The organism is Leucobacter sp. wl10, assembly GCF_003569785.1.
Taxonomy (GTDB): domain Bacteria; phylum Actinomycetota; class Actinomycetes; order Actinomycetales; family Microbacteriaceae; genus Leucobacter.
On the sequence record NZ_KZ983988.1, the window covers coordinates 188,689 to 212,134 of the forward strand.

21 protein-coding genes are annotated in these 23,446 nt (G+C 70.9%); 10 read left to right on the forward strand and 11 right to left on the reverse strand.

Going from position 1 to position 23,446, the window contains the following annotated elements:
• Window positions 1-168: 168 nt before the first annotated feature.
• From D1J51_RS03085 to D1J51_RS03095, 3 genes are all read left to right on the forward strand, one after another.
• A complete protein-coding gene (locus D1J51_RS03085; RefSeq protein WP_119073706.1) occupies window positions 169-1,359 on the forward strand; it encodes a CE1758 family FMN-dependent luciferase-like monooxygenase in 1,191 nt (396 codons plus the stop codon).
• Window positions 1,360-1,389: 30 nt separating this feature from the next.
• Window positions 1,390-1,830, forward strand: a complete 441-nt coding sequence (locus tag D1J51_RS03090) for a MarR family winged helix-turn-helix transcriptional regulator (protein WP_119073707.1) — start codon at window positions 1,390-1,392, stop codon at window positions 1,828-1,830.
• A gap of 69 nt (window positions 1,831-1,899) precedes the next feature.
• Window positions 1,900-2,586: a CE1759 family FMN reductase gene (locus D1J51_RS03095; protein ID WP_119073708.1), complete on the forward strand. Its 687-nt coding sequence runs from the start codon at window positions 1,900-1,902 to the stop codon at window positions 2,584-2,586.
• Here the strand turns inward: D1J51_RS03095 and D1J51_RS03100 are convergent.
• From D1J51_RS03100 to D1J51_RS03130, 7 genes are all read right to left on the reverse strand, one after another.
• A complete protein-coding gene (locus tag D1J51_RS03100; protein ID WP_162903639.1) occupies window positions 2,558-3,586 on the reverse strand; it encodes a LacI family DNA-binding transcriptional regulator in 1,029 nt (342 codons plus the stop codon). The genes D1J51_RS03095 and D1J51_RS03100 overlap by 29 nt on opposite strands.
• A gap of 40 nt (window positions 3,587-3,626) precedes the next feature.
• On the reverse strand, window positions 3,627-4,859 hold the full coding sequence (locus D1J51_RS03105) for an MFS transporter (protein ID WP_240422829.1): 1,233 nt from the start codon (window positions 4,857-4,859) through the stop codon (window positions 3,627-3,629).
• 148 nt (window positions 4,860-5,007) lie between these two features.
• On the reverse strand, window positions 5,008-6,702 hold the full coding sequence (locus D1J51_RS03110; protein WP_162903640.1) for a gamma-glutamyltransferase: 1,695 nt from the start codon (window positions 6,700-6,702) through the stop codon (window positions 5,008-5,010).
• A 276-nt stretch (window positions 6,703-6,978) separates the two neighbouring features.
• Complete coding sequence (locus tag D1J51_RS03115; RefSeq protein WP_119073712.1) at window positions 6,979-7,281, reverse strand: Dyp-type peroxidase; 303 nt, start codon at window positions 7,279-7,281, stop codon at window positions 6,979-6,981.
• A gap of 34 nt (window positions 7,282-7,315) precedes the next feature.
• Window positions 7,316-8,710: an L-serine ammonia-lyase gene (locus D1J51_RS03120; protein WP_119073713.1), complete on the reverse strand. Its 1,395-nt coding sequence runs from the start codon at window positions 8,708-8,710 to the stop codon at window positions 7,316-7,318.
• Window positions 8,707-10,074, reverse strand: coding sequence for a DUF3100 domain-containing protein (locus D1J51_RS03125; protein WP_119073714.1), 1,368 nt, complete (start codon window positions 10,072-10,074; stop codon window positions 8,707-8,709). Before D1J51_RS03125 ends, D1J51_RS03120 begins: the two co-directional genes overlap by 4 nt.
• Window positions 10,075-10,173: 99 nt before the next feature.
• Window positions 10,174-11,424 carry a M20 family metallopeptidase gene (locus D1J51_RS03130; RefSeq protein WP_119073715.1) on the reverse strand — a complete coding sequence of 417 codons (1,251 nt, stop codon included), beginning with the start codon at window positions 11,422-11,424 and terminating at the stop codon, window positions 10,174-10,176.
• Between the two features lie 145 nt (window positions 11,425-11,569).
• On the opposite strand from D1J51_RS03130, the gene D1J51_RS03135 reads away from it, so the two are divergent.
• Window positions 11,570-12,586 carry an Lrp/AsnC family transcriptional regulator gene (locus tag D1J51_RS03135; RefSeq protein WP_119073716.1) on the forward strand — a complete coding sequence of 339 codons (1,017 nt, stop codon included), beginning with the start codon at window positions 11,570-11,572 and terminating at the stop codon, window positions 12,584-12,586.
• A 126-nt stretch (window positions 12,587-12,712) separates the two neighbouring features.
• On the opposite strand, the gene D1J51_RS03140 is transcribed toward D1J51_RS03135, so the two are convergent.
• Together D1J51_RS03140 and D1J51_RS03145 are read right to left on the reverse strand one after the other, a co-directional pair.
• Complete coding sequence (locus tag D1J51_RS03140) at window positions 12,713-14,029, reverse strand: MFS transporter (RefSeq protein ID WP_371414073.1); 1,317 nt, start codon at window positions 14,027-14,029, stop codon at window positions 12,713-12,715.
• A gap of 95 nt (window positions 14,030-14,124) precedes the next feature.
• Window positions 14,125-14,586, reverse strand: coding sequence for a MarR family winged helix-turn-helix transcriptional regulator (locus tag D1J51_RS03145; RefSeq protein ID WP_240422833.1), 462 nt, complete (start codon window positions 14,584-14,586; stop codon window positions 14,125-14,127).
• A gap of 148 nt (window positions 14,587-14,734) precedes the next feature.
• Here D1J51_RS03145 and D1J51_RS03150 point away from each other — a divergent pair, with 148 nt between their 5' ends.
• From D1J51_RS03150 to D1J51_RS03170, 5 genes are all read left to right on the forward strand, one after another.
• Window positions 14,735-15,331: an RNA polymerase sigma factor gene (locus D1J51_RS03150; RefSeq protein ID WP_256385993.1), complete on the forward strand. Its 597-nt coding sequence runs from the start codon at window positions 14,735-14,737 to the stop codon at window positions 15,329-15,331.
• A gap of 237 nt (window positions 15,332-15,568) precedes the next feature.
• Entirely contained in the window at window positions 15,569-15,760 is a 192-nt protein-coding gene (locus D1J51_RS03155) for a hypothetical protein (RefSeq protein ID WP_119073718.1), read from the forward strand.
• 139 nt (window positions 15,761-15,899) lie between these two features.
• Window positions 15,900-16,421: a hypothetical protein gene (locus tag D1J51_RS03160; protein ID WP_162903641.1), complete on the forward strand. Its 522-nt coding sequence runs from the start codon at window positions 15,900-15,902 to the stop codon at window positions 16,419-16,421.
• 3 nt (window positions 16,422-16,424) lie between these two features.
• On the forward strand, window positions 16,425-17,060 hold the full coding sequence (locus D1J51_RS03165) for a hypothetical protein (protein ID WP_119073720.1): 636 nt from the start codon (window positions 16,425-16,427) through the stop codon (window positions 17,058-17,060).
• Window positions 17,061-17,410: 350 nt separating this feature from the next.
• Complete coding sequence (locus D1J51_RS03170; RefSeq protein ID WP_119073721.1) at window positions 17,411-18,280, forward strand: sulfurtransferase; 870 nt, start codon at window positions 17,411-17,413, stop codon at window positions 18,278-18,280.
• A gap of 350 nt (window positions 18,281-18,630) precedes the next feature.
• Here the strand turns inward: D1J51_RS03170 and D1J51_RS03175 are convergent, their stop codons facing one another.
• Window positions 18,631-20,022, reverse strand: a complete 1,392-nt coding sequence (locus tag D1J51_RS03175; RefSeq protein ID WP_119073722.1) for an aspartate aminotransferase family protein — start codon at window positions 20,020-20,022, stop codon at window positions 18,631-18,633.
• Window positions 20,023-20,054: 32 nt separating this feature from the next.
• Window positions 20,055-21,539, reverse strand: a complete 1,485-nt coding sequence (locus tag D1J51_RS03180; protein WP_119073723.1) for a CoA-acylating methylmalonate-semialdehyde dehydrogenase — start codon at window positions 21,537-21,539, stop codon at window positions 20,055-20,057.
• Window positions 21,540-21,730: 191 nt separating this feature from the next.
• Here D1J51_RS03180 and D1J51_RS03185 point away from each other — a divergent pair, with 191 nt between their 5' ends.
• Window positions 21,731-23,404 (forward strand): PucR family transcriptional regulator, encoded by a 1,674-nt coding sequence (locus tag D1J51_RS03185; RefSeq protein ID WP_119073724.1) that lies wholly within the window; start codon window positions 21,731-21,733, stop codon window positions 23,402-23,404.
• The last annotated feature ends 42 nt before the right edge of the window (window positions 23,405-23,446 follow it).

Sequence of the window (23,446 nt, forward strand, 5' to 3'; positions counted from 1 at the left end):
GCCCTCCTCGTCGGCTCGCGGTGAGGGCTGCGCGATCCCGGCACGCCCGCGAGCCCGCTCGATCCGTCGGGAATACCGCGATTCGGCGCGCGTTAGATTTATATGCATACGCATATACTTGGACGAGTCGGCGGTCCCCAGCGCACCCGCTGCAGAACGGAGCACACCATGGAATTCGGGATCTTCTCGGTCAGCGACGTGACCCGGGACCCGGTCAGCGGCGAGACCCCCAGCGAGGCCGAGCGCATCCGGGGCCTCGCGCGCATCGCCGTGCACGCGGAGGAGGCCGGCCTCGACGTCTTCGCGATCGGCGAGCACCACAACCCGCCCTTCTTCTCCTCGAGCCCCACCACCTTCCTCGCCTACCTCGCGGCGCAGACCAAGACGCTCAAACTCTCCACGAGCACCACGCTCATCACGACGAACGACCCGGTGCGCATCGCCGAGGAGTACGCGATGCTGCAGCACCTCGCCGGAGGCCGCATGGACCTCATGCTCGGCCGCGGCAACACCGCGCCCGTGTACCCCTGGTTCGGCAAGGACATCCGCAGCGCGCTCCCCCTCGCGCTCGAGAACTACAACCTGCTGCACCGTCTGTGGCGCGAGGACGTCGTCGACTCCGAGGGCAACTTCCGCACCCCGCTGCAGGGCTTCACGAGCACCCCTCGCCCGCTCGACGACGTACCGCCCTTCGTGTGGCACGGCTCGATCCGCACCCCCGAGATCGCCGAGCAGGCCGCCTACTACGGCGACGGATTCTTCGCGAACCACCTGTTCGCCCCCTCCGAGCACTTCCTGCGCCTCGTGCGCTTCTACCGCGAGCGCTACGAGCACTACGGGCACGGCGCTGCGAAGCAGGCGATCGTGGGCCTGGGCGGCCAGGCGTTCATCGCGAAGAAGTCGCAGGACGCGATCGACCGCTTCCGCCCCTACTTCGACGAGGCGCCCGTCTACGGCCACGGCCCCCGGCTCGAGGACTTCACCGCCCAGACCCCTCTCACGGTCGGCAGCCCGCAGGAGATCATCGACAAGACCCTCGGATTCCGCGAGACCTTCGGCGACTACCAGCGCCAGATGTTCCTCGTCGACCACGCCGGCCTGCCGCTCCAGACGGTGCTCGAACAGCTCGACCTGCTGGGCGAGGAGGTGGTCCCCGTGCTGCGCCGCGAGATGGCGAGGGACCGGGATCCCGAGGTTCCCGCCGCCGCCCCGACGCACGCAGAGCTCGTGCGCGCCAAGTACGGCGACGAGCAGCCGCGTCAGCCGCGACCGCGCGCCAACCGCGGTGATAACGTGACGGGCGGATCACCCTACCTCGACAGCGCCGGCGGGTCCGGGGCCGCGTTCGGCCTCCGCTGATCCGCGTCCCTCCCATCGATCGGAGAACCCATGAGCACCGAAAGCGTCGACCTCAGGCTCGCGAACGAGGCCTGGGAGTCGGTCATGACCGCGCACGCGCGCCTCACGGCCGTGTTCGCAGCCGAGGACATGTGGAGCGAAGCGGGAATGCGCGAGTACGACGTGCTCTACACGCTCGCGAAGGGCGACGGACCCATGCGCCTCTGCCAGATCCAGGACGGAGTGCTGCTCAGCCAGCCGGCCCTCTCGCGCATGATCGACCGCCTCGTGGCGCGCGGCCTGCTGCACCGCGAGACCGACCCCGACGACGGCCGGGCTGTGCGCATCTCACTCACCGAGGAGGGCGTGCGCGTGCAGCGCGAGACCGGCCGCGCCCACGCCAGGAGCGTCGGGCGCGAGCTCGGTGCCGCGCTCTCGCCGGACGAGATGCGCACCCTGCGCGAGCTCTGCCGCAAGCTCGCCTCCGCGTAACGACCGGCATCGCGTCGCTCGCGTCCATGCATCTCCACCGAATTCCACCAGCTGCCATCTGAGGACCCCATGTTGCAGACCCCCGATACCCAGCGTCTCGAATCCCGCACGCTCGCCGTGGTGAGCGCCGGCACGAGCGACCCCTCCACCACCTCGATGCTCGCGAGCCGCATCGCGGAGAAGGCGGCGGCCCTCGCCGAGCAGCGCGGCCTCTCCCTGCGGATCAGGTTCATCGACCTCCGGGCCCTCGCGCAGGACGTCACCACCGCGCTCGTCGCGCAGCACGTCTCGCCCGCCCTGCAGGAGGCGGGCGACGCGCTGCGCGACGCCGACGCCCTCGTCGTGTCGACGCCCGTCTACAAGGCCGGCCCCAGCGGGCTCTTCACCTCGTTCTTCCAGGTGCTCGACAACGACCTGCTCATCGGCACGCCCGCGGCGCTCGCCGCGACGGCCGGCAGCGCGCGCCACGCGCTCGTCGTCGACGATCAGCTGCGGGGGCTCTTCGCGTATCTGCGCACGGTCACCGTACCGACGTCGCTCTTCGCGGCGCCGGAGGACTGGAACAGTGGCGACCTCGGCAAGCGCATCGAGCGCGCGGCGACGGAGCTCGTCGCACTCGTGTCGGGCGGCTTCCGCTCGGCCGTCCGCGCCGGAGCCTGGGCCAGCTATCAGCACTCCTACGGCAGCGCCGGCGGCGCCGAGCTCGGCATCGCCCTCGACACCGACCTCATGCGCCTCGCGACCGGCGGCCGCTGAGCCCCGGTGCGCCCTCGCGAAACGTGGATGCCCGCTCCACGAGCTCGAGTTCGAGCCGATGACGGAGCGGCGGCGGCGGCTCGCCGCGGAGTCTCCGTTTCAGCAGAGCCGTCACGTGATCCGCGGAGGCGTGGACGTCGAGACGCATAGCGGTAACGGGTACGCGGGAGAGCTCGGCCACCGAACCATCCATCATGCAGGCGACGAGCAGGTCGGTCGGCACCTGGCCGCCTGCGGTCTGGACGGCCTCGATGGCGCCGACGGCGAACACTCCTGACGACGTCAGGATCGCGTCGGGTGGCTCGCGGAGCTTGAGGAGCGATTCGGCGGCCGCGCGCCCTCCGGCCCGAGCGCTCTCCGGATCGAGTTCCCGGATCAAGGGCGCCAGCCCCTGGCGCCTCATCTCCTGCAGATACAGCCCGGCGATCGACGTCATGTACATGTTGGGCGTCGAGCCCACGATCAGCGCCGGGCGTCTGGCCCCCCGATCCGAGAGGTGGCGGAGCATGCTCTGCGTCGAGGCCGCGTAGTCGGGCCCGACCCACCACGGAAACGCCCCCTCTCCCGGATCCGGATCGTAGCTGACAGTCGGGATCCCGCGCCGCACGAGAGCTCGGAGCACCTCGTCCTGGCGGTTCGGGTGCAGGAGCACGAATGCGTCCAGCCTGCCGACCTGATCACCGATGTCGTCGAGCGTGAGGAACGACGATACCGAGAAGCCGGCCCCGAGAAGCGCGACCATGACCGCGCCGGAGAGCGCCGCGAAAGAGGCCGTCCCCGATGCGAAGCCGGGAACGGCCTCCGGCGGCCTGAGCAGCAGCCCCACAGAGTGATGCTCAGCGCGTGCGTCGGCTACGAAGCCGAGGTCGAAGGCCGCTTTGAACACCGCCGCCTTCGTACGAGCGGAAACCGGGCGGCGACCGCTGAAGGCGTGCGACGCCGTGGTGAGCGAGACTCCGGCACGGACGGCCACGTCTTGCAGACGAGGCCTAGATTCCACGTGCGACTCCTCATGTCTTCCACGACGAACGATCCCAATGCTACTTCGCATCGATCTCGGCGAGCGTCTCGCGCGACGTCTCCCGCAGTCCCCGCGAGCAGAGTGCCACGATGAGCATCGCCGCACCGCCGAAGACCGCCACCGCGAACGGGTTGCCGTCGAACGCGATGAGGAGCGCCGTGGAGACGAACGCCGCAGTGCCCCCGCCGATCGCAGCCCCGATCTGGTAGGCGGTGGAAACTCCGGTGTACCGGATCCGGGCTGGGAACTGCTCCGCGAGAAACGCCGGAATGGGTCCCTGGGTGAGCGCGGTCGCGAGGCCGACGATGGCGAACCCCAGCAGCAGCGCTGCCGCGTTCTTCTCCTGCACGACCGCGAAGAAGAGGAAGAGCGTCCCGGCGCCCGCGAGAGCACCGACGATCATGACGGGACGACGGCCCAGTCGATCGGATGCGAGCGCAGCAAGCGGCGCGACGATGAACAGCACGAAGCAGTACAGGAGCTGAGCGAGCAGGGACTGAGTCTGCTCGAAACCGAACTGGGTGACGTATGACAGCAGGAAGGTGAACCCGACATAGGCGAGCGTGTTGTACCCATAACTCACCCCCATGCTCAGCAGGAGGGCACGAGGCCGTACCCGGATCGCCTCGAGGAGCGGAAGCCTCGGGGCGGAGTGCGACCGGGCCCCGGTGTCCGGTTCCATGACCATATAGCGGGCGACGAGCCCCACGATCACCACGACGCCCCCGATCCAGAACGGGATGCGCCAGCCGAACTCCGCGAGCTCGCCGCCGAAGGCGGCACTGACCGCTGAGAACACGGCGACGCCGAGCAGGCTGCCGAGACCGATCCCCATGCTGGTGAAGCTGCCCCACAGCCCGCGCCGGCCTCGGGGAGCCGCCTCGATCCCGTAGAGCGCGGCCCCGCCCCATTCTCCTCCTGCCGCGAACCCCTGTACCAGGCGCAGCACGACCAGCAGCACGGCGGCCATCGGGCCGAGCGTCTCGAACGTCGGAAGACAGCCGATCGCGAAGGTGCACGCACCCATGACGAGAAGCGTGAGAACGAGCATCTTGCGCCGCCCGATCCTGTCTCCGAAGTGGCCTATGACGATCCCGCCGAGCGGTCTCGCCAGGAAGCCGGTGCCGAACGAGGCGAAGCCGAGCAGAATACCGACCAGCGGGTCTTCGCTCGGGAAGAAGACCGTTCCGAATACAAGCGCCGCCGCGAGGCCGTAGATGAGGAAGTCGTAGAACTCGAGCGCGGTCCCCACTCCGGAGACCAGGAATATCCTGATCGCCGACGTCGGCCGCGTCGGCTGCGATTCGGAGGTTTTCTGGGAGGGTGCGGAGGGGATACCGCGCGATGCAGCGGGTGTGTTCACAAAAGGACCTTTCATCGTCGAAGGGCGGATGGGCGGATCAGAGGGAGTGAGCCTGAGCGTCGATCGCGGACTCGAACCCGCCGTCGTGACGGCCCACGAGGTTGGCTCGAGCGAAGTCCATCGCGAAGTAGTTGCTCGCGGCGGGTACGATGACCGGAGCGAGATCGGAGACCTCCGACGCGAACTCGGCCAGATGCTCGTGGAGGAGCAGCTGAGGTCCGCTTGCGTCGATGCGCGGTGCGCGTAGCGCGTCAAGGGGCGACATGCCGCGATCCAGGAGATTGATCACGACCTGCGCGACCGCTCCGACGATTCTCCTCCCGCCCGAGGCACCCGCCGCCGCCAGCGTCCCCCGCGGGCCGGTCGCGAGGACCGGGCCCATGTTCGCGAGCGGTCGAGCACCCGGACCGATGCTGTTGGCGCTTCCGGGAACCGCGTTGAACCATGCCATCGCGGAGTCGAAGAGCAAGCCCGTGCGAGGACAGAGGACTCCGGAGCCGAAGTGGTTCGCCGCGGTGTGGGTCACCGACACGAAACGGCCCTCGGAATCGGCGGTCGTGATATGCGTCGTTCCCGTGGTCGGTGCGGTCGCCTCGCCGGGTCGCCACAGGGGCGCGCGGTCCGTGTCCTCGGTAGGACGGTGGAGGGCGTGCCGCGAGAAATGGGACCAGGGAGCCGACCCGTCGCCGAACGACTCCGGAACGGTGAGCGCTCCGCAGGCCTGCGCGATCCGACCGGCGTACTCGTCCGAAAGGAGCTCGTCGACGGGCACCGGCACGCGGTCCGGATCGCCGAGCCAGTGATACCGGTCCGCGAACGCGTGCTTCATGGCAAGTGCCAATCGGCGGATCCGTGCGCCCGATTCATCCCGGGGCGACCCCCCGGGGAACGACCGCTGCCAGATCTTCAGGATCTGCAACTCGGTCACCCCTCCGCCAGGGGCGACCGGGACGTGGATCCGAGCGTCTCGATAGCGCAGCGAACGCGGTTCCAGGATCTCCGGCGCTGACCGTGCGAGGTCCTCGCCGCTGAGGAGCATTCCGTACTCGCGATACGTCTCGACGAGGGCTTGCGCGAGCGGTCCGCTCGTCACCGCTTCGGCCCCCTCGTCGGCGAGCCGATCCAGCGTCTGCGCGAGAACGGGCTGCCGCACGGGTTCGGGTGTGTCGACGGAGTAGCCGTAGAACGATTGGCGGCTCCGCCCCCGCGGGAGCCCGTCGTCGTCGAGGAACACGGCTCGGGCTCCGGGATCCGCGCGGAGGCGCTCGAGGTCGTTGAGCGCGTTCATCACGAACCACGCATCTGCGGGAAACCCCTCTTCGGCAGCGCGAATGGCCGGATCCATCACCGTCCGCCGCGGCAACCTGCCGAAGCGCTCGTGCGCGCAGAGCAGCCCCGCGATGGTGCGCGGCACCCCGGAGGCCAGTGGCCCGTCGATGTTCGCATTCCCCTCCACCGACGCAAGACCCAGCACCCGAGAGGCTTGCCCGTCCCCCTCGATCCGGAACATCGCTTCGCTCGCCCGTTGAGGAGCACGAGGCCCGAACTCGATCGAGCGCACCTCGCCCTGTCCGTTCCCGACCAGCATGAAGCCGCTGCCGGCGAGCGTCGTTTCGGTCGGCTCGACGACCCCGGCGACCAGCGCGGCGGCGACGGCGGCATCGACCGCATTGCCCCCCTGCCCGAGCATCAGCTCCCCCGCCCGGACCGACGAGGCGCGAGGCGCGACCACCGCCCCGGAATCCTTCGAGCGAGACCCGGATGCGGGAATCGTCGCCACGCGATGAGATAGCTCCATTGCACTCCTTCAGCCGACCGAACAATCGACAACTGTAGGGAGCCGCGTCGATGACGACAACGCGTTTTGCGGATTTTGCGATCGGGGCCGTCTGCCGTCGAACGTGCCGCTCGAGAAAGGCCGGAGCGCGGGCTGCCTCCGAAACCCCGCGCTCGCGTTTCACCGCGAATCGGCCGCGGGAGCTTCCCCGCCGGCCACGGGAACGAGCGTTCAGTCGCCGAGGCTCGCGAGCATCGCGGGGGCCGGCACGAAGTAGGCGCTACCGGTCGTCGCGGTGGAGAAGTCGAGCAGCCGGTCGTGCTTCCCGGGGGGATCCCCGATGAACATGCGCTGCAGCATCCGCTCGATCACCCAGAGGTGGCGCGAGTAGCCGATGAAGTAGGTGCCGTGCTCTCCGCTGCCGGGCCTCGCGAACGGCATGTTGTCACGGACGATGTCGTGCTCGCCCTGGTGAGCGGCCCCTCGATGTGCTGGGTTCGGTAATCGGACTGCTCCATGCGCCGACGCTAGCAGCGCCGCACCGGATCGACGCTCCTTCTCGGGCGGTTCAGCACTCCACCACGTTCACCGCGAGGCCCGCGGCGCTCGTCTCCTTGTAGCGCTCCGACATGTCGGCGCCCGTCTGCCGCATCGTCTCGATCGTCGTGTCGAGGTGCACCACGTGGCTGCCGTCGCCGAGCAGCGCGAGGCGGCTGGCGGCCAGCGCCGTCGACGCCGCCACGGCGTTGCGCTCGATGCACGGGATCTGCACCAGCCCGCCGACCGGATCGCAGGTGAGCCCGAGGTGGTGCTCGATGGCGATCTCGGCCGCGTTCTCGACCTGCTCGGGCGTGCCGCCGCGCACCGCGGTGAGGCCGGCCGCGGCCATCGCGCAGGCGCTCCCCACCTCGGCCTGACAGCCGGCTTCGGCCCCCGATATCGAGGCGTTCGCCTTGAAGATCGAGCCGATCGCGGTCGCGGTGAGCAGAAAGGCGCGGATCCGCTCGAACGGGAACCCGCTCTCGGCGACCGCGTAGTACAGCACGGCCGGCAGCACGCCGGCGGCGCCGTTCGTGGGCGCCGTGACCACCCGCCCGCCCGCGGCGTTCTCCTCGTTGACGGCCAGGGCGTAGATCGCAAGCGACTCCTCGGAACCCCTCGGCACGCCGCGCGCGGCGAGCGCGCGCCACCCCGCCGCGGCCCGTCTCGAGACGCCCAGCCCGCCGGGCAGCACGCCCTCCGTCCGGAGCCCCCGCTCGATACACCCGCGCATGGCGCTCCAGATCTCCGCGAGGCCCTCGCGAGCACGCTCCTCGCCGTGCAGGGCCGTCTCGTCCTCCCACGCGACCTCGGCGATCGAGCGGCTGCTCGCGAGCCGCAGCAGCTCGGCCGCGTTGCGGTAGCGGTGCGCCGGGACGGCGTGGCCGGCGCGCGCGTCCTCGCGATCCCGCCGCCCCCCACCGGCCGGATCCGGTCCGACGAGCTCGATGAATCCGCCGCCGATCGAGAGGCACGTCTCCTCGGCCACGACGACGCCGTCGACCTCGGCGCTCAGCGTCATCGAATTCGGATGCCCCTCGTGACGGGAGAGCGGGGCGAACACGATGTCCTCCGCCCGCAGCGGCACCTCGTCGACGCGCAGCTCCTCCCCCGCGGCGAGCCTCTCCCACTGCCCGTGGACGAGGACGGGATCGACCGTCTCCGGCGCGTACCCGCGCAGCCCGGCGATCACCGCGTCGGGGGTTCCGTGGCCGATCCCTGTCGCCGCGAGCGATCCCTGCAGCCGGAAGCGGAACCGCGTGACGCTTCGCAGAAGCCCCTGCGCAGCCAGGCGCTCCCTGAAGGCCAGCCCCGCCCGCATCGGCCCCACCGTGTGCGAGCTCGAGGGCCCGATGCCGATGGAGAACAGGTCGAGCGCGGAGACGTAGACCCCGCGCTCGGCCGATCCCGCAGGGGAGGTCACCCGATGATCCCGAGCACCAGCTGCGCGATGAGCGTGGAGCCGAGGTAGGTCGCGGCGATGACCACGATGCCGACGGGGATGATCTTCCACCCGATCTCCTTCAGCATCGGCAGGTCCTTGCCGATGCTGAGGCCCGCTATGGCGAGCATCATCGTGATGACCGAGAGGAAGTCGACGCTCGCCGACACCTCGAGCAGCCAGGGCGCGATCGGGCAGATCGGGGAGGTCGCCAGCGTCCCCACCGTGATGATGATGACGAGGGCCGGCACCTTGCCGCGCGTGAGCCTCGAGAGCCACATCGCGCCCGCCACGAAGAGGCTGAGGATGGCATAGGTCACGATCATGTCGATCGAGAACGACTTCGCGGCCGCGATCGCCACGGCGACCCCGACCCCGCTGAGGATGAGCAGCACGTTCCAGAGCGGGATGCGCACCCGGGGCGCCTCGAGCACGGCCGCCGCGACGGTCTGCACGCGCTCCGTGACGAGGCCGCCGGTCGGCTTCGGGGCCTTCGCCGCGCGGCCGCGCGTGAGGAAGCGGTAGAAGCGATCCGCGAGGGGCAGCGAGATCCACAGGCTCAGATACACGCCGAAGATCGACGCGATGAGGTTCGACGTCGTCGCGAGCGCGAGCACCTGCTCCGCCTGCCCGGGGTGCGCGGCCGTGACCGAGGCCGCTCCGGCGGCCATCATGGATCCGGACCCCACGCCCGCGCCCATCGCGAGCGCCCGCCAGTCGAAGACGCCCGCGGAGGAGGCGAGCGAGGCGACGAGGCTGACGATGATCGCGCCGAAGATCGAGCCGAAGACGTACATCGACAACACGCCACGGTACTGCGGCGAGTTCATGCCGAAGCGCTCGGTCACCATCGCGAAGGAGGGCTCGCGGTCGATCGAGAACGTCGCGCCCACGGTCGCGGGCCCCATGCGCAGCAGCACCGCGAGCGGCAGCGCGAGCAGGATCGTGCCGAACACGTTGCCGAGCTCCTGCAGCAGCAGAGCGGGGCCCGCCTCCAGCAGGAACGGGAGGTTCGGCCCCAGCGTCAGCGAGAGCCGCGCGCAGAGCAGCAGCACCGCGACCGCCATGATCGCGTTTGCCGTGTGCTGCACGTTGACGGGCAGCGGCTTGACGCGCTGGCCCGAGATGATCACTCCGAGCAGCAGCGCCCAGATCATCGGCAGCAGCGTGATCGAGGCCGCGCCGACCGGGATGGCGGCCGGGCCGATGAGCTGGGCGGCGACCGCGACGGCCGCCATGAGGCCGATGAGCAGCCAGAGGAGCGGGTTGCGGAACGAGATCGCGAACTCGTTGCGCACGCCCGCGGCGGGAGCGGGGGCCTGAGCGGCCGCTGTCTTCTTGGTCATGTGGGTTCTTTCGTCTCGCGGGCATCGTCGCCCGACACTGGGTGAGGGTCCGGCGCCGGAGCGCCGGGCGTGAGCCGGGCGATGCCCGGCTGAGCGGGGTCAGGCCTTGAGGGTCACCCGTGTCGCGCCCTCGGGGCGCTCGGCCGACCTGCGCCGGTAGTCGGCGCGCAGTCCGGGATCGAACGCGACGTCGAGCACGGTGGCCGCGAGCGTCACCGCGGCGTCGATCACGGCCTCGTCGCCCTCGGGGCTCGCCGCGACCTCGGTGAAGGCGGGATTGTGCGCTGGAGCCGAGTGGCCGCGGAAGGTGATCATGGGATGGATCGAGGGCACGACCCGGGAGACGTTGCCCATATCGGTGGAGCCCCCGCCGAGCACGGCGTCCCGGTCGATCGTGCGGCCGCGGTCGGCCAGGTTGCGATCCCAGAGGTCGGCCATCGCCTCGTCGTGCACCAGCGGGGCGTAGGGGTGCTCGGTCGGCGTCCACTCCCACTCGCAGCCGGTCGCGATGGCCGCACCCTCGAAGCACTTGAGCACCCGCTGCTTCATGTCGCGCCAGATATCCAGATCGTAGGCGCGCAGTTCGATCTGCACCACCGAGCGGTCGGGGATGATGTTCGTCACCTCGCCGCCCTCCGAGATGAAGGCGTTGAGATTCGTCTCCTTGGGCAGGTGCTGCCGCAGCATCGCGAACGCGTTGAGGCCGAGCACGGCCGCGTTGCTCGCGTTGATGCCCTGCTCCGGCATGCCGGCGGCGTGCGCCGTGCGGCCGTGGAAGGTCACGGCGAATCGGTCGACCGCTGTCGAGCGCATGCCGCGCGCGCCGTGGCTGTCGGCGGTCATGCCGGGGGTCTCGGTGATGCCGTGCACCATCAGGGAGATGTCGACGTCCTCCCACGCGCCCGCCTCGAGCATCGACACCTTGCCGCCGCCGTGCTCCTCGGCGGGGGTGCCGAGCAGCTTGATCCGCAGTCCCGCCTCCTCCGCGACCGGCGCCAGCCCGAGCGCCGCGCCCACTCCGGCGGAGGCGATGACGTTGTGGCCGCAGCCGTGCCCGATGCCGGGCAGCGCGTCGTACTCGGCGCAGATGGCGACGGTGAGGTCGCCATCGCCGTACACGGCCTCGACCGCGGTCGGCACGCCGTAGGCCCCGATCTCGACGTCGAATCCGGCTTCGCCGAGCGTCTTCGCGACGAGCGCGGCGGCCTCGTGCTCCTCCCACGAGACCTCGGGGTGCTCGTGGATCGCGTGGCTCAGGGCGATGAGCTGGTCGCGGCGCCCCTCGACCTCGGCCCGCGATACCTCCTTCGCCCTGCTGCGCATCTCGGGGCTGCTCGACGTCGTCGTCATTCCTGCTCCTCATCGGGGTGTGGGATTTCGCTGCCCCATTGTGCTCCGACGACAGGCCCTATCGGATACCATCGAGATACATCTGCGGAAAACGGACCTCGTATTCGAAATTTTCGCGGAGAGGCCGACGAACGGGGGAGGAACGATGCACAGCCTCGATCCCGAGGCCCTCGACGATCTCGACCGCCGCATCCTGCACGCCCTGCAGATCGAGCCCCGAGTCAGCTGGAGCAGGCTGGCGACGGTGCTCGGATCCGATTCCGGCACGCTCGCGAGGAGGTGGGCCAGGCTCAGCGAGGAGGGGCTGGCCTGGATCACCGGCTACGCGGCGGATCGCCTGCTCGCGCTCATCGAGATCCAGTGCGAGCCGGTCCACCGGCCGGCGATCGCCGAGCAGCTGAGCCTGGATCCCAGCGTGATGGTGCTCGATCACGCCTCCGGTGGGCGGGACCTGCTCGCGCTCGTGCTTCCGCGCTCGTTCGACGAGCTCTCATCGCTGGTGCTGAACGACCTCGCGAGCGTCGTGGGGGTGCGCACCATGCAGACCCACCCCGCCGGCGAGACGCTCATCGAGGGTGGCAGCTGGCGGCTGCGCTCGCTCCTCCCCGAGGAGGTGGCGAGGATCCCCGAGCCCCGGCCGCCGCGGCAGCGCGCGGCGCGGCACGTGTCCGACGACGTGCGCCGCGCCATCCTCGACGCGGTGTGGGAAGACGGCAGGATCCCCGTCTCCGTCATGGCCGAGCGGAGCGGGATCTCGCCCCAGCGCATCTCCGACGGGCTGGCCACGATGCGGCACGACGACGTGCTCAGATTCCGCACCGACATCGCGCGCCGCGCCACCGACTGGCCCGTCTACGCGTGGTACTTCATCGAGGCCCCCTCGACGGTGATCGAGGCGGCCCGGAGCACGATCACCTCGGTGCCCGAGGTGCGTCTCGCCTTCACCTCCGCGAGCCGCTACAACCTCGTGCTCGCTGTGTGGCTGCGGCGCCTCTCCGACGTCAACCGCTTCGAGCTCGCGCTCGAGCGGGCGCTGGCGGGGGTCAGGATCGCGGACCGGGCGGTCGTGCTCCGCACCACCCGCCACATGAACCGTCTGCTGGGGCCGGACACGCGCGCGACGGGACCGGCGCCCGGCGACCGGCTGCGCGCCGCGGCATAGCGGGGAACTGCGGTTCGGCCCGCCCTTCGCCCCCGGATACGGGCGAGTGATCGAGGAGTGCCCCGACTCGCAGAAGCCCGAGCGCCTCGTGGCCGCTCCCGGACGGGAGGAAGGATCCGACGCCCGCTAAGCCGCGTCGCCCGCCGAGATGACCTGCGCCTCGCCCTCTGCGCTCTCCTGGGGCGTCGCGCCGACGCGGTGCAGCAGGTGGCCGACGCACGCGAGCACGACGATGGCCGCCGCGATCGACGCCGCGCCGAACCAGTACGGGGCGGGCTCGCCCAGGGCCGCGGCGATCGGGCCGGCGACCGCCGGGGCGATCGCGCCGCCGATGAAGCGCACCGCCGAGTAGGTGGACGAGGCCACGTTGCGCGGCAGGTCGGTCGCCTCCATCACGGCTTCGGTCAGCGCCGTATTCATGACGCCGAGCAGCAGGCCGCTCACCACCACGACCGCGATCAGCCCGGGCAGCGAGCCGACGAACGCGCCCAGCAGCACGAGGCAGACGGCCAGTCCGCTCAGCATGGCGAAGAGCACCGGGCGCAGGCCGAGGCGGCGCGTCAGCACGGGCGCCACGAGCACCGAGGTGATGGCGAGGGCGACGCCCCAGCCGAAGAACACGAGGCCCAGTTCGTGAGCGCCGAACTCGCGCACCCCCGACGCCCTCGCCGCGGCCTCCATGGGGTAGGGGCTGTAGGCGAGCAGCACGAAGAAGCCGAAGTTGTAGAACATCGCGACGCCGGCGAGCGCGAGCAGCGCCGGGTTGCCGAGCGCCTTGAAACTCGCGACGAGCGAGGGGCGAGCGGCGCGGGCGGCGGCGCGCTCGGCCGCGCTCTGCTTCGGGGCGCGCAGCAGCACCAGGATCGCGAGCAGCGCGATCGCCATGAGCGCCGCCGTGCCGAAGAAGGGGCCGCGCCACGAGATCGAGCCGAGCGCGCCGCCGACGAGCGGGCCGACGGCCATGCCGACGCCGAGCGCGGCCTCGTAGAGCACGATCGCCTGGCGGGATCCGCCCGAGGCGGCGCCCACGATCGCGGCGAGCGCCGTGGAGATGAAGAGCGCGTTGCCCAGGCCCCATCCGGCGCGGAAGCCGATGATCTCGCCGACGGACCCCGAGCTTCCGGCGAGCGCGGCGAAGAGCACGATCAGCACGAGGCCCGCGACGAGCGTCCAGCGCACACCGATGAGTCCGGAGACCCAGCTCGTGAAGAACATCGCGATGCCCGTGATGAAGAGGTAGCTGGTGAAGAGGAGCATGGTCTGCGCGGGCGTCGCGCCGAGGTCCGCGCTGATGGCCGGCAGGATCGGGTCGACGAGGCCGATGCCCATGAAGGAGATGGCGCAGGCGAAGGCGATCGCCCAGACGGCCGTGGGCTGGCGCAGGATCGAGGGCTTGCGGGCGGGCGCGGCGGGCGCCTCGGGAGCCGCGGTCGGCACGCGGATCGAGTCCGTGCCCGGGTCGGTTTCGGTGACGGTGGACGTGATGGCTCCTCGAGTGATGATGGATGTCGGATGGGCGGAGGGGCGAGACGGCTGGATCAGCCGCTCGGGTCGCCGATCCGGTCGCCGATCCGCTGCATGAGCTCGACCGCGCGCGCGAGCGTGGCCCGGTCGAAATCGGTGAGCTCGGCGAGGTGGGGGCTCACTCGGGCGGCCGCCATGCGACGGTAGTCGTCGAGGGCGGATCGGCCCGCCGCCGTGATGCTCACGAGCGACGCGCGGCGGTCGTCGGGATCGGCCCGGCGCTCGACCCACCTCTCGCCCTCCAGCCGCTGCACGAGGCCGGTCATGGAGGGCTGCGAGATGCGCTGCTGCTGGGCGAGGTCGCTCACGCGCGCGGATCCCGACTGCTCCAGCTCAGCGAGCACGCGCCATGCGACGAGCGAGTACCCGACTCCGGGCACTCGCCCCGCGATCCGGGAGAAGCGCCCGCTCGCGCGGGTCAGGTCGAGGGCGAGCACATCGGTTTCCGATGCTCGTAGCGATTTTTCTCCGCTCATATCCAACATTCTAATACATATTTACATTTGATAGCTATGTAATTGATCCTGCTGCTAGGGCTTTCGTGAACTTTCTTCCCGGAGCGGCGAATACCTCATGTGCGCACAGACAGCAGCGTGATCGCGCGATCCCGCTCGCGACACGCTGCTGCTGTACGTCTGGGAGGGCCTCTCCTACGACGAGATCGCGCAGGCGCTGGAGATTCCCGTCGGCACGGTCCGCTCACGACTCAACCGGGCCAGGCGCGCCTCGAACGAGCCATGGCCGCAGCGGCCGGGCAGCAGTCGGCCACGGGCGCCGGTGCCGGCGGCGCGATCCCCGCCCCCGTACCCGCGATCTCCCACGTGGGCAACCGCAGGCGCCGGTCCGTGCGCCGGACCGGATGGAGCCTGGGCGCCCTGGACGGGGCGATCGCGCTCACCCTCGCGGGCGGCAACGTCGCGATGGCGGTCGAGAACGCGAGGGCCGTCGAACGCATGCGGGAGATCGCCGGGGCAGCCGTCGCGTTCAGCGACGCCGAGCCGGCGCCCGGTCAGTACCTCCTCTCGAGCACGCGCACCGACTGGGGCCACCAGACGGGCGGCGAGCAGGGCCCCGCCTCGGTCGCCTACCGTTCCAACGAGCAGACCATCGACGTCTACATGCCGGCCGATCCCGCCGGCGAGTGGGTGCTCGTGCGCGACTGGGGCGAACTCGAGGCCGCCTCCGCTGGCAAGGGGTCCGGCGAGAACGTGGAGCGGCTGAGCGCCCCGCACGGCGCCTTCTACGCCGGGTCGGGGGATCCCGGATCGGCGACCGTGCCGGCACCGGGATCCGGCTGGATCGGGGTCGATCCGGCCGATATCCCGACAGGGATTCGAGCGGATCGCCAGGCTGCTGCGCTCGGGGCTCATCCCTGCACCGCAGCGCGCGGCGCTCTTCGAGGCACTCGCGCTGATCCCGGGCGTCACCAGCACGCCGGGGGTCGAAAGCCTCGACGGCGTGCCGGGCGTGGCCTTCGGCCGCACCGAGGCGCTGCGCGGCGGGGAGCGCACCGAGATCATCGTCTCCCCGGACACCGGCCTCGTGATCGGCGAGCGCGCGCTGGCCGATGTCAACGTGTTCGGCTTCGGGCCGGAGGAGGTCGTGAGCAGCACCGCGATCGAGACCACCGTGGTCGACGCGGCGCCCTAGGCGATCGGGACGCGCGAGCTAAGCTTGGCGGTGACCCGGAAAGGAGGCTGAGGTGGAGTAGACGTTCGAACAGCTCGGGAGCGGTGCGTGGACGCCGCCGTTGCTCGGCTCGTTCTTCGCCGACCGTGATTTGTGCGGGGTGTCCGGCAACGACGGGCTCCTGCGCTTCCACGACGCCGAATCGGGCCCGATCGCGCAGGAGGCGGTGGAGGCGACGTTCGGAAAGCTGGGTGTGCGGGCCGATGTGTTCGCGTTCGACTGGCGGGCGCGGCAGTACGCGATCAGCTCGTCGTTCGATGCGGATGGCAGATACTCCGGCGGGGATGAACCGGCCACGATCGTGGCGCTGGATCCGTTCGACATGGCGATCGAGCCGTGGGGGATGGCTGTGGAGGACTTCGAACGGGCGGTCATGCTTCCCGCGGTGCAGGAGGGGCTCCGTCCGGAGCCGTTCGCGCGGTGGCGTGCCGCGCAGGGCGTGCCACCGCTGACGCTTGCGCAGTGCGCGGGCGCGACCGTCCCGGGGTTCTACGGCGGCGAGGTCGATCTCGGCAACCTCGAGCTGAACGACGTCGACGTCTACCTCACCTTCTTCGCGCAGCTGTGGCAGCGCGCCCGCGAGCAGAAGCCGGGCGACCCGGCCCCTCGGCTGGAGGTCTGACCGTTGCCGACGAAGTTGAAGCCGCAGGAGTGGCGGGCGCTGAATGCGGAGCTGGTGCCGTTGGTGGCAGCCTGGATCGACCGGCACAGTGACGTGCTCAGCGAGAAGGGGCGGAAGTTCGCCGACCGCGCCATGGAGAAGGCGAACCTCGCGGGCGAGACGGGCACGCGGATCCTGTTCGAGCCGGTCATCCTGATCGCCGCCGCCGCGGAGCCGCTGGACATCGACGAGCTGTACGCGGTGTGCGATCGGATCCCGTTCACCGGCGACTTCTTCCAGTGGAACTCGGTCGGCAACGTGTATGCCGCCGCAGTGCGGATCTACGCTCGGGCCGGCGAGCCCGATCGTGCCGCGTACCCGCTGCAGATGATCGCCTACCCCGAGAACGGGGAGAAGCTCGCCGATCCGTTCGCCGCGGGGAAGCAGGCGACGCTGAATCGTGCGAACGGCGGCATCCTCGGCGGCCTTCCGCGGTATCCGCGTCCTGCGACGACGATCCCCGCGCTGCAGCATCTCATCAGTGCGATTGCGGAGTGGATCTACATATGGGCGTACGACCGGTCGACGGAGTGGCCGCATCAGCGCCTCGACGACGCGATCGAGGAAGCGGTGCGCGAGGCCGGGGCCTACCTGGCCTGACCTCGCGTGCACCTGCGCCGCACGGCGTTCCGACATCCGAGGACATGTTCTCTCATGATGCGCCCACGACCACCGACGCCCTCTCTGCCCGCCCAGCAGGCGAACGGGACCGCCGGAGCGATGATGGCCGGCCGCGTTGGCGTGTGTCGCCGAAGGTGTTGCCGAAGCGCACCCGCGCCTCTCGGCTCAGCCCTCCCGCGATCTGCGACGTCTGAGCCCGGGCACCCGCCCGCCTGCCCCAGGCTCCGCCCGTCCACCGTCGCCCTCGCGCTGCACCGCTCCGGCGGACGCGACCGGGGCGGTCGGGGAGATCCGGAGAGGCCGCGCGCGGCTCAGATAGCATCGCAGGCATGACCGAACGATCGGAACTGCTCATCGATGCCGCCGAGCTCGGCGCCGCGCTGCGCGAGGAGGCCGGACTGCCCGCGCATGCGCCCCGCACGCGCGTGCTCGACGTGCGATGGACCCTGCCGCAGCCCGACGGCCGCCCCGCCTACCTCGCAGGGCACATTCCCGGCGCGGTATACGTCGACCTCGAGGCCGAGCTGTCGGGGCACGGCCCCGCGACCGAGGGCCGGCACCCGCTTCCGGATCCCGCCTCGCTCACCGAAGCCGCGCGGCGCTGGGGCCTCGGGCCGGACGACCGGGTGGTCGCCTACGACGGCGGCGGCAACTTCGCCTCGGCCAGGCTGTGGTGGCTGCTGCGCGACTCCGGTTTCGAGCGGGTGCGGCTGCTCGACGGCGCGCTGCCGGCCTGGGTCGACGCGGGCCTGCCGCTCGAGAGCGGCGATGTCGCGCCTCTCCCCGGCTCCGTCGCTCTCGGCTCCGGGCGGCTGCCGCGCCTCGATCTCGGTGAGGTCGCCGCGTTCGCTCAGGATCACCTGCTGCTCGACGTGCGCGCGGCCGAGCGGTACGCGGGCTCCGAGGAGCCCATCGACCCGAGGGCCGGGCACGTCCCCGCGGCGCGCAACCTTCCCACCGGCGGCAATCTCGACGCCGGCGGGTTCTTCCTTCCGGCGGAGGCGCTGCGCGAACGCTTCACGGCGGCGGGCGCGCTCGGTGCCGCTCGCGTCGGCGCGTACTGCGGCTCGGGCATCACCGCGAGCCACACCCTGTTCGCGCTGGCGCTCGCGGGCGGCGACGGCGCCCTCTTCCCGGGCTCCTGGTCGCAGTGGTCGAACCACCCGAGCCTCCCCGTCGCGACCGGACCGCAGCCCTGAGTGCCGTCGCCGATCCCGCACGCCGGCGCAGGGGGTGACTTCGGCTCGCAGACTCGCTCAATCGCCGGCTCCCCAGCCCCGCACTCCCGAACCTTCCGCAGCCGGGCCTCCCGCCCCGGGCCTCCCCCCGTCGAGAGGCGCAAAAGTCACACGATTCCGGCAAGATCGGGCGAGTTCTCCGCCTCTCGAGGCCGTCCATCAGCCCCGAGGCCCCGCACGAACCTTCCTCCGCACGACGAAGGGGCCTCGATCCCGCACCTGACGATGCGAGGTCGAGGCCCCTTCGGTCTCAGCCCACGAGCAGCGGCCGGGCATCTCGACAAGCTCGACGGCCGGTGGGAGCGCCCCGCCTACGCTCCGGTGCAGTACTCGTCGGCGACGTCGAGCGCGGCGTCGTAGATGTCGAGGCCCCTCACCAGGTCCTCCTCCTCGATGATCAGCGGCGGGGCGATCTGCAGGCGGTTGAAGTGCGTGAACGGCCACAGGCCCGCGTTCTTGCACGCGGCGGTGACGGCGTTCATCGGGGCCGCGGCCTCGCCCGAGGCGTTGTAGGGCACGAGCGGCTCTCGGGTCTCGCGATCCTTCACCAGATCGAGCGCCCAGAAGAGCCCGAGACCGCGGAACTCGCCTACCGAGGGGTGCTTCTCGGTGAGCTCGGCGAGGCGCGGTTCGACGACGCGCGAGCCGAGGTCCCGGACCCGCTCGAGGATCCGCTCCTCCTCGAAGATGTCGAAGGTCGCGACACCCGAGGCGCAGGCCAGCGGGTGGCCGGAGTACGTGAGGCCGCCCGGGAAGGCGCGGTCGGCGAAGGTGTTGTGGATCTCCTCGGAGATGACCACGCCGCCGAGGGGCACATACCCCGAGTTGACGCCCTTCGCGAAGGTCACGAGATCGGGCGCGACGTCGAAGCCCTGGTAGGCGAACCACTCGCCGGTGCGCCCGAAGCCGACCATGACCTCGTCGAGGATCATGACGATGCCGTACCTGTCGCAGATCTCGCGCACGCCGGGCAGGTAGCCGGTCGGCGGTACGAGCACGCCGTTCGTGCCGGTGACGGTCTCGAGGATGATCGCCGCGATCGTGTCGGGGCCTTCGAGCTGGACGGTCCGCTCGAGGTGCGCGAGCGCGCGCTCGGCCTCCTGCTCGGGGGTCTCGGCGTGGAACGCGGAGCGGTACTGGTACGGGCCCTCGAAGTGCACGACGAAGGGGTCGAGCACGCCGTTCGCCCAGCGGCGGGGCTCCCCCGTAAGCGTGATCGCCGTCGCGGTCGAGCCGTGGTAGGAGCGGTAGCGCGCGAGCACCTTCTGGCGCCCCGTGTGGTGCCTGGCCATGCGCACCGCGTACTCGTTGGCGTCGGCCCCGCCGTTCGTGAAGAACACCGAGCGGGCGCCCTCGAAGGAGTGCTCGACGACCCGCTTGGCGAGTTCGCCTCGCACGTCGTTCGCCACGGCCGGCTGGATCGAAGCGAGGCGGCCCGCCTGCTCCTGGATCGCCTTCACGAGGCCGGGGTGCTGGTGGCCGAGGTTCAGGTTGACGAGCTGCGACGAGAAGTCGAGGTACTCCTTGCCGTCGTAGTCCCAGAAGCGCACGCCCTCGCCCTTGGCCACGGGCAGCGGCTTGATCTGCGCCTGCGCCGACCACGAGTGGAAGACGTACTGGCGGTCGTTCTCGCGCACCTCGCGCTGCGCCGCCGTGTCGCCGAAGCTCTGCCCGGCACCGTTCAGGTCGATGAAGTCAGTCATGCTGCAATTCTCTCAGTTCGGAGGCCGTTTCGTCAGTGGTTGCTGGGGAAGCCGAGGTCGATCTTCGACTGATCGGGGCTCGGCCAGCGGGTGGTCACGACCTTGGATCGGGTGTAGAAGTTGATCGACTCGGGCCCGTAGATGTGGGCGTCGCCGAAGAGGGAGTCCTTCCAGCCGCCGAACGAGAAGGAGCCGACGGGCACGGGGATCGGCACGTTGATGCCGACCATCCCGGCCTCGACCTCGAACTCGAACTGGCGGGCGGCACCGCCGTCGCGGGTGAAGATCGCGGTGCCGTTGCCGAACTGATGGTTGTTGATCAGCCGCAGTCCCTCCTCGTACGAGTCGACCCGCACGACCGCGAGCACGGGGCCGAAGATCTCGTCGCGGTAGACCCTGCTGTCGGTCTTGACGTGGTCGAGCAGGGTGACGCCGGTGAAGAAACCCTCGCCCGCGAACCGCTGCTCGCGGCCGTCGACGACGATGGTCGCGCCCTCGGCCTCGGCTCCCGCCACGTAGGACTCCACGCGTTCCTTGGCCTCGCGCGAGATCAGCGGGCCCATCTCGGACGCGGGATCGGTGCCGTCGCCGATGGTGAGGTTGCCGATGCGGCTGGTGAGTTCGGGGATCAGGCGATCCGCGACGTCGCCCACCGCGACGACGACCGACACGGCCATGCAGCGCTCGCCGGCCGAGCCGTAGGCGGCGGAGATCGCGGCGTCGGCGGTGACGGTGATGTCGGCGTCGGGCATGACGAGCATGTGGTTCTTCGCACCGCCGAGCGCCTGCACGCGCTTGCCGTTCGCCGCGGCGCGCTGGTAGATCGACTTCGCGATCGGGGTCGAGCCCACGAACGACACCGCCTTCACGTCGGGGCTGTCGAGCAGCGCGTCGACGGCGACCTTGTCGCCGTGCACGACGTTGAGCACGCCGTCGGGCAGGCCGGCCTCGCGGAACAGGTCGGCGATGAACACCGACGCGGAGGGGTCGCGCTCCGAGGGCTTCAGCACGACGGTGTTGCCGCACGCGATCGCCGAGGCGATCATCCACAGCGGCACCATCACCGGGAAGTTGAACGGGGTGATCGCCGCGACCACGCCCACGGGCTGCTTGATCGAGTGCACGTCGACACCCGTGGAGACCTGCTCGTCGCGCTCGCCCTTCAGCAGGTGCAGCAGGCCCGACGCGAACTCGACGTTCTCGAGCCCGCGCGCGATCTCGCCGGCCGCATCGGAGAGCACCTTGCCGTGCTCGCTGGTGACGATCGCGGCCAGCTCGGGGGTGCGCTGCTTGAGCAGCTGGCGCAGGTTGAAGAACACGTCGGCCCGCTTGGTCAGGCTCGTCCTCCGCCACTTCGGCAGCGCCTCCTTGGCTGCGGCGATCGCCTGCTCCACGGTGGCGGGCGACGCGATCGCCAGTTCGTGCTGCCGTTCGCCGGTCGCCGGGTTGTACACCGGCTGGGTGCGCTCAGCCGCGGTGATCTTCTCGCCGCCGATGACGTGGGGGATGAGTGCCATCCGACAATCCTCTCAAATCGATCAATGTGTGCGGGATCGCAGAAGCCCGACGAATCCCAGTATCACAGCGATGTTCACGGGATACCACCGGCACTCCATCCGCAGATCGCCCGCCTCGCATACACTTTGTTTGAGCCTCGGCTCGCGGCGGGGATCAGAAGGTCACGGCGTCAGTGGATCTGGAGAGGGACATGGAGCACGATCGGGCGCGCATCACGGTGCGCGAGGCGCTCGAGCTGCCCGAGATGCGGGCGGGGCTGCCCGAGCTCGTCGCGGGCGAGGCGGGCCTCGAACGTGCGGCCCGCTGGGCGCACGTCGTCGCGGGGACCGCCGCGGCGCAGCTGCTCGACGGCGGCGAGCTCGTGCTCACCACCGGTGCGGCCTGGCCGCGCGATGCGGAGGGGCTCGAGACGCTCGCCGCCCGACTCCTCGACGCCGAGCCCGCCGCGGTGGTGCTCGAGCTCGGCCACAGCTTCGACGCCGCGCCGGCGCCCCTCGCCGCCGCGTGCGAGGCCCGCGGCGTCCCCCTCGTCGTGCTGCGTCGCGAGGTGCGCTTCGTGCAGATCACGCAGCGCATCCACCAGCGGGTGCTCGCCGACCAGCACGAGGCGCTCGCGGCCCGCGCGGAGGTCCACGCCATGCTCACCGAGCTGGGCCTCAACCGCAGCCCGGTCGACTACGTGATCGAGCGCCTCGCCGGCGCCCTCGATGCGCCCGTGGTGCTCGAGGACTCGGCGCGGCGCGTGGTCGCGTGGTCTGGATCGGCGAGCGCCGAGCACGTGCTCGCGGCCTGGAGCGATGCGCGGGCACTGTCGCTGCCCGACGGCCGGGACCGCGTGCCGGTCGAGGCGCAGGGGCGGCGGTGGGGGCACCTGACCGCGCTGCAGGGCCCGCCGCATCCAGCCGGGCGGCGCACGGTGCTCGAGCTCGGGGCGTTCGCGCTCGCGCTCGGCCGCCTGGCCGATCCGGAGGGTGAGCAGTGGCTGCAGCTGGGCTCGAAGCGCATGTTCGAGGTGCTGCTCGAAGGGCGCTACCGGAGCGCCGACGAGCTCGCGGCACAGCTCGCCGCGAGCGGGCTTCCCGTCGAGGGGCGCGTGCTGCTGGGGGCCACCCTGTGCTCGACCGGGGGTTCCGCCCCGGCCGACTTCGGCCACGACGGACCTCCCGAGCGAACGATGCTCGAAACCGCTCTGCGGCGGGCCGTCTCCCCTGACGGCCGAGTGCTCATCGCCCCCGATACGGATGCCGGGGCTGCGGGATCCGCCGGAGCCGAGCACGGCCGCCCGATCCTGCTCGCTCTGCTCTCGTTTCCGCCCGGAGACCGACGGACCGCGAGCGCCGGTTCCGCCGCCCCTCCGTTCGCGGTCCGCCTCGCGCAGGAGCTCGACGCGCTGCTCCCCGAGACCGCACCGGCCTCCTGGGGCGCGCACCTCGGACTCGGGCCGAGCGGCACGCGGATCCGCGCGCTCATCACCTCGCTCGAGCAGGTGCGCGCGGCCGGGATGCTGGATCCCTCCGCCTCGGTCGGGAGGGTGACCGTACAGCAGGCGGAGCGGCAGCCGCTCGCCTACCTCGTGCGAGGGCTCGCCGCCACGCCGGAGGTGCAGGAGTTCGCGGCCGAAGCGCTCGGCCCGCTGCTCGAGCACGACGGGACGACCGGCCCGGGCCACAGCGGCGACCTGCTGCGGGTGCTGCAGGCCTACCTGGAGCAGCCGGCCAACCGCTCCCTCGCCGCGCGGCGCGCGCGGCTCTCCCGCTCCGTGTTCTACCAGCGCCTGGCGCTCATCGAGGAGCTGCTGGACGTCGATCTCGCAGACGGCGCCGTGATCGCCACGCTCACGGTCGCGCTGCTCGCCCGGCGGTGATCCCTCGAGCGCTCCGAGCGCCTGCGAACCGCATGCGATCTG

Bases quoted from the DNA above. Each gene is read 5' to 3' on its own strand.
- D1J51_RS03095 (WP_119073708.1), top strand. From the start codon at position 1,900: ATGTTGCAGACCCCCGATACCCAGCGTCTCGAATCCCGCACGCTCGCC.
- D1J51_RS03175 (WP_119073722.1), bottom strand. From the start codon at position 20,022: ATGACTGACTTCATCGACCTGAACGGTGCCGGGCAGAGCTTCGGCGAC.
- D1J51_RS03180 (WP_119073723.1), bottom strand. From the start codon at position 21,539: ATGGCACTCATCCCCCACGTCATCGGCGGCGAGAAGATCACCGCGGCT.
- D1J51_RS03145 (WP_240422833.1), bottom strand. From the start codon at position 14,586: ATGAGCGGAGAAAAATCGCTACGAGCATCGGAAACCGATGTGCTCGCC.
- D1J51_RS03170 (WP_119073721.1), top strand. From the start codon at position 17,411: ATGACCGAACGATCGGAACTGCTCATCGATGCCGCCGAGCTCGGCGCC.
- D1J51_RS03090 (WP_119073707.1), top strand. From the start codon at position 1,390: ATGAGCACCGAAAGCGTCGACCTCAGGCTCGCGAACGAGGCCTGGGAG.
- D1J51_RS03135 (WP_119073716.1), top strand. From the start codon at position 11,570: ATGCACAGCCTCGATCCCGAGGCCCTCGACGATCTCGACCGCCGCATC.
- D1J51_RS03130 (WP_119073715.1), bottom strand. From the start codon at position 11,424: ATGACGACGACGTCGAGCAGCCCCGAGATGCGCAGCAGGGCGAAGGAG.
- D1J51_RS03185 (WP_119073724.1), top strand. From the start codon at position 21,731: ATGGAGCACGATCGGGCGCGCATCACGGTGCGCGAGGCGCTCGAGCTG.
- D1J51_RS03125 (WP_119073714.1), bottom strand. From the start codon at position 10,074: ATGACCAAGAAGACAGCGGCCGCTCAGGCCCCCGCTCCCGCCGCGGGC.
- D1J51_RS03085 (WP_119073706.1), top strand. From the start codon at position 169: ATGGAATTCGGGATCTTCTCGGTCAGCGACGTGACCCGGGACCCGGTC.